Genomic DNA, 309 nt, shown 5'->3' with positions numbered 1-309 from the left:
CTTCAAGTGCGATGGCCGCTCCATCACCACCGAGGGCTACCAGGTCAACGACCTCGCGGGTAAGACCGGCACGATGAACGTCGTGCGCGCCACCGGCCAGTCGGTCAACCAGGCGTTCGTGAACATGGCGTCGCGCGTGGACTTCTGCTCGATCTTCGAGACCGCCTACGACATGGGCATCACGGAGGACGGCGAGGTCCCGGCCCCCTTCCCCGCCAACATCCTCGGCTCCGTGTCGAGTTCCCCGCTGCACATGGCGTCCGTGTTCGCCACGATCGCGAACTCCGGCCAGCAGTGCAAGCCCCAGTC

General features: G+C 66.0%; 1 pseudogene. It reads left to right on the top strand.

From position 1 onward, the window contains the following. Nucleotides 1-309, top strand: a pseudogene (locus QP415_RS11260) (transglycosylase domain-containing protein); the annotation flags it as partial.

Source organism: Pauljensenia sp. UMB3104, from assembly GCF_030217285.1.
Classification (GTDB): domain Bacteria; phylum Actinomycetota; class Actinomycetes; order Actinomycetales; family Actinomycetaceae; genus Pauljensenia.
Note: the sequence above shows the minus strand (reverse complement) of the source record. Positions and strands in the feature narration are given on the sequence as shown.